Here is a 5,281-nt window from a genome sequence, read left to right on the forward strand (position 1 = left end):
TTTAATGCAACTCGTTCTGCAAGTAAAATGGAACTTGCACTGCCTATGCCTCCAAGAACAACGGATCCTTTTTTAATGAAATCACCATCATTGCTATCTGAAAAGAGTTTAATTGTTCCCCCTGATGCTTGATAAAATGTTTCTTGCATCATGTGTAAACCAGAAAGATTAAAATCTTGTTTTGCTACAATATAAAACTCAGCAGTTTGGTTTTTATCCATAGCGCCAAATAAAGTAGGGTCGCCAGAACCATGATCTTCTTCAAGCCATTGTAGAATATCTTTTAGGATGCGGTTTGGTGTAACTCCAAGCTTTGATGTGCAAAAATGAATAAAATCGGTTTGAGTTAGCTCGTTTTTTGGCATCAAAAAAGGACAGCGAGGCTTTACTTTCGTGTGATCCATAGTGCACCCTATTAAAGATAATTTTAATGCCCTGGACATCCAAGGCAGGGGTACTCATATCATGATTTTAGCAATACAAAAATGCTTACAAACGCATATTCCAAAAATATTTTTGGAATCTCTTGAAGAACTTGAATCCGAAGCACAAAAAGGAATATTTACATCTTGGTCATTATCAAATAATGAAGCGGCACTATCTGCATTTTGGGCGGATGAATGTCAATTTAATACAAAAAAAATTTCCGAAAATATTGATTTTTCTTATCATCCGACTTTTGATTTATCAAGTCTTACAAAACCCATATTTTTGAATTTATATTTAAGAGAATTATTTAAACAAGATTTTATTAAAATAATAAATACACCAATAAATGATTTATTTTTAAATAAAAACTCTTTAGAAGAAAATGAAGAATTATTTCAATTTATTTTAAATAGTAAAAATAATTTTTGTTTAAATTCATTTCTATCACACTACTCTGGGACTAAAAATTGGTTTTGGATGGGAAGCGCTAAATGGTTTCAATTTTCTACTTCGCATCATAAAGATCCAAATGTTTATCATACAAATTTAGATATTAATGATAAAAATTACATATATAATATTAAAAGTAATTTAAATTCAAGCTGTATGAAATCATTTAATTTTGATGATTATGGGAAATTTGTTTATTCTGATGTAAATTACTTTATATTATCAAGATTAATAGAGTCCTTTTTTATGAAAGAAAAAAGCTGGTTTCAAATTGTAGAATTAATAAATGATAAATTAGAAACAAATTTTTTTCACTCAAGTCTATCTCCTCAAAAATCAAAAAATAGTATTCCGTTTTATCCTTATATTTCTTATTATAATAACGATATTAATTTGGATAAATTAAAGGACATGAACTTTGGATTTGTAAATGATACAAATTCAAATATACTTTCCTCATTGAGTGAAAATAATAATTTGGTATCAGGCCATTCAGGATTTTTTGGTAATATTATTGATGTTACAAAAGCTACTAAAGAAATTATTTTTTCACAAAGTAAATATTTATATGAAGTTAATTATACTAGTGATGTAAACGTAAGATTTGTTTATGGATTAGACACTCCTAGCTCAAAAGATTCAACTGCTGGATTAAATCATTGGCCAGAAAATAGATCTAAAGTTTACGGTCATTTGGGATACACGGGAACTTCTTTTTGGTTCCAAATAAATGAAAAAAAACAAAATTCAAAATATCATGTATTATTAACAAATCGAGTATCACAAAGAAGAAAATATGGAGTAGAAAAATGTCCGAGAATATTTGTTTATTCCGATTTTATTAATAAAAGTAATAAATATTTTAGAGTTACAAATGATGATATAAAAGAAATAAATAAAATAGAATTAGATGATATTTTAAATGAATATTTTGGAATTTCAAATAAAATATGGGATTCAAGTGTAGTACGAATAGCTCCAAATATAAATAATATTAGAAAATCAATAGCAACAAAGATGTGGAACTTATAATATGCTAAAAAAATTATTTTTATTATTTTTCTTTATATTTGTTGGATTTATTGGATATATTTTTTATTGGTTTAAAAGTCCGAACCCTTTAAACCAAGATTCTGTAGATTATCATTTACAAGAAGGCTCTACATTTATGAGAGTTGCATATGATCTAGAGAAATTAAATGTTTTAAGGTACCCTAAGCTTTTTATTGATTACGCAAAAATTATGCATTTAACTGGGAATTTAAAAATTGGAACATATCGATTTCATAAAGATATCTCACCAGAAGAAATACTTACGAAGCTTGTAAAAGGGGATATCGTAACTATAAAAGTAACTATTCCAGAAGGATTAAATATATACCAAATTTCTGAAAAACTAGCTCAAGATTTTCCAAAAACAACAAAAGAAAATTGGTTAGAAATTGTCAATTCTAAAGATTTAATTCCTTTTTTGGGACTTAAAACAAATGCAGTTAATTTGGAAGGCTTTATATTTCCTGAAACATACGTATTTGATCCCAATTTATCACCAAAATCTGTAATAAAATCGATTCTTTCTGAATTCAAAAAGAATGTGACTCCAGAAATGTTTCAAAAAGCAAAAGGGCTCGGTTTATCACCTTTAGAGTATATTACTTTATCCTCTATTGTTGAAAAGGAAACTGCTGTTTCTTCTGAAAGAGAAAGAGTGGCAGGAGTTTACTGGAATAGACTTAAAATTAAAATGAGGCTTCAGGCAGATCCAACCGTAATTTATGGAATATGGAACAAATATAAAGGATCTATTACAAAAAGAGATTTGCTAACACCTACACCTTATAATACATATACAAATTATGGGTTACCGCCAGGGCCTATTGCGAGCCCTGGAATTGCAAGCTTGAAAGCCACTTTAAACCCAGTTTCAAAAGATCTTTATTTTGTTGCCAAAGGTGATGGGACTCATATTTTTAGTCAAAACTTAAAAGATCATAATATTGCTGTAAGGAAATATGTCATTTTTTTAAAAGCAAATAGACAAAAGGAATAAGTATAGAATGAGGAATTTTTACGAAGTTGAAGGTAAATATTTTTTAAATTTATCTAAATATATGGATGAATGGGAAAATTATTTGGGCATATACACAAAAGATGGTCAAGAAAAAAAAGGAGCTGCCCAAAGCCTTGCTTCGCATGTTCAAAGACTTTGGAGTCATTTTAATCAGGAAAGAGATAAATTAGATAAACATTATATGGAGTCCGCAATAGGGCTTCAATCCTATGTTTCTTCATTTTTATTACCAAATATTGAAAGAGTTTTTTCTACTTTAGTAAAAGATGAGAATATATTTGCGATTGAAAGTTTATTTTCTATTGAAAAAGAAGAAATAATCATAGCAGATTTTGGTTGTGGGCCATTGAGCGGATCTGTCGGAATTATTTCATTATTAGAATATATATTTTCTAAAAATCCAAATTTAGTAGCTCCAAAAAAATTATTTATTTATGCAATTGATCGTTCAGAAAAAATTGTAGAATTTGGTTCTAAATTTATTAAAAACTCTACTTTTCCTGATACACAAATAACGATAGAAAGATTGACTTCTGCTGATAAAATGACAAAACAAGCTCATATTGTTCTCTGCATTAATATTTTTAATGAAATTCCTGAAAAACATCGTCTTAAAACATTAAAATCTCTTTATTCCAAAACAGAAGATGGTGGTGTTGTATTTATTATGGAACCAGGCCAAGAACTTCATGCTAAGGCTCTAGGTGGTCTAAGAGATGAATTTATTGAAACCGCAGAAAACTGCGAAATCATTTCTCCTTGTGCTCATAAAAAATCATGTCCCCTATCTTTTAAATCGACAAGAAAAGATTGGTGTTGGTTTAGACATGCTTGGAATCCTCCTAAAACTCTTTCTTTAATTGATAAGTTTTCAAAAGTAGATCACTATGAATTAAATTTTTCTTATTTATTTTTACAAAAAAATAAAGTGCGTTCTGCAGAAAAATATTATGCAAGATGTGTTAGTGATGAATTTAGTATTGATGTGAAAGAAAATAAAGCTCAGTTAAATTATTTTGCAAATAATTTAGTTTCTGGTGAAAATGCTGAGTTTTTAGAAATGTCTGAACATGAAAATGGTTTAAATAAAATTTTATTATGTACAAGTAATGGCGATTTAGAATCTGCATTTGTTATTGCAGATCCTAATCAGAAAGAGTATCGTCGTGGCAGAAGAATTAAAGAAAGTTCTGAATTATATATGAGAGCTAAAGAACGGAATTAATGCCAAATAATATACTTAAAATTTTTAAAAAAATTGAACATATTAACGGCTTGTATGAAGATGTTCCCGATTTAGAAAGAAGATCAGCAATTTTAATACCCGTGTTATGTCCGAAAATTGATTTTGAAAATAAAATTTTAAATATATTAAATTGGAAACTTATTTTTACCATTCGCTCAGGACATTTAAAAGAGCATGCGGGAGAAGTCTCTTTTCCAGGAGGTCGAATTGATCATGGAGAAAGTCCGCAACAGACTGCATTAAGAGAAGCAAATGAAGAAATTGCACTTGAGCCTACTAAAATTTTATCGACCATAAAATTAAATGATTCCTTTGCGAGATCTGGTTATCATATTGTTCCGTTTTGTTCCTTATTTATAGATGATCAAAACTTAAGATGTAATGAAGATGAAGTTAGTTTTATCGTTCCAATATCAATTCAAAACTTATTAAATATTAATAGTTGGAGTGAAGAGCGAACTATCATGCAATTAAAAAGACGTGTTTGGCATTTTCCTATGAATATTGATAATATTGGTGATATTGATATTTGGGGAGCAACCGGAAATATATTAAAAGATTTTTTAATTCGAATTGAAAGTTTATTATAGATACTATTTATTTTAGCTCTTTTTCATAGTCATAAACTAATTTAGCCGCCTTTTTAAAATTATTTACAACTTCGTTGGATGTGTTTTTATTAAAAGCGAGATACCTTTTTCCATCAAGTTCTTTTAATTCAAAAACTTTTTCTACAATATCATATGGTATATTGATTTTTTTTAGCTGCTCTTGAAGACTTAACTCACTTCCAACTATTAGGTCTTCCCTTTTTCCAATAAATTTTAAAATATTTAGATCAGTTGAAGCTGCAATTTCAAAATTAATAAAACCTTTTTCTGCTAAAAATTTATATTTAATATCTTCTTTTACAACTCCAATTCTATATTTTTTTGCATCTTCGATTGAATTTATTATAATGTCAGTGTGTCCTACCAATAAGTGCATTTTACAAACAAAATGAATGCTAGTAAATTTTTTATAGAGAGTGGTTTTTGATTTTGTTGATGGTATCGAGATAATTCCAAGGCAACCAATCTTTTGGG

At 28.3% G+C, this 5,281-nt stretch carries 5 protein-coding genes and 1 pseudogene; 4 read left to right on the plus strand and 2 right to left on the minus strand.

Features of this window, described 5'->3' with window-relative positions; all coding sequences use genetic code 11:
- Positions 1-404, minus strand: a pseudogene (locus tag ACIQ56_RS13945) (hypothetical protein); the annotation flags it as partial.
- A gap of 61 nt (positions 405-465) precedes the next feature.
- On the opposite strand from ACIQ56_RS13945, the gene ACIQ56_RS13950 reads away from it, so the two are divergent.
- From ACIQ56_RS13950 to ACIQ56_RS13965, 4 genes are read left to right on the plus strand one after another with little or no spacing between them, the layout of a single operon-like run.
- Positions 466-1,911: a hypothetical protein gene (locus tag ACIQ56_RS13950; RefSeq protein ID WP_397601658.1), complete on the plus strand. Its 1,446-nt coding sequence runs from the start codon at positions 466-468 to the stop codon at positions 1,909-1,911.
- A 1-nt stretch (position 1,912) separates the two neighbouring features.
- Positions 1,913-2,929 carry an endolytic transglycosylase MltG gene (mltG, locus tag ACIQ56_RS13955; protein WP_397601659.1) on the plus strand — a complete coding sequence of 339 codons (1,017 nt, stop codon included), beginning with the start codon at positions 1,913-1,915 and terminating at the stop codon, positions 2,927-2,929.
- 7 nt (positions 2,930-2,936) lie between these two features.
- Complete coding sequence (locus tag ACIQ56_RS13960; protein WP_397601660.1) at positions 2,937-4,175, plus strand: small ribosomal subunit Rsm22 family protein; 1,239 nt, start codon at positions 2,937-2,939, stop codon at positions 4,173-4,175.
- Positions 4,175-4,786 (plus strand): NUDIX hydrolase, encoded by a 612-nt coding sequence (locus ACIQ56_RS13965; protein WP_397601661.1) that lies wholly within the window; start codon positions 4,175-4,177, stop codon positions 4,784-4,786. Before ACIQ56_RS13960 ends, ACIQ56_RS13965 begins: the two co-directional genes overlap by 1 nt.
- A gap of 7 nt (positions 4,787-4,793) precedes the next feature.
- Here the strand turns inward: ACIQ56_RS13965 and ACIQ56_RS13970 are convergent.
- Positions 4,794-5,281, minus strand: a 488-nt coding sequence (locus ACIQ56_RS13970; protein ID WP_397601662.1) for a hypothetical protein, incomplete at its 5' end; no start/stop codon positions are given.

Origin of the sequence: Silvanigrella sp. (assembly GCF_044369315.1) — a bacterium.
Classification (GTDB): domain Bacteria; phylum Bdellovibrionota_B; class Oligoflexia; order Silvanigrellales; family Silvanigrellaceae; genus Silvanigrella.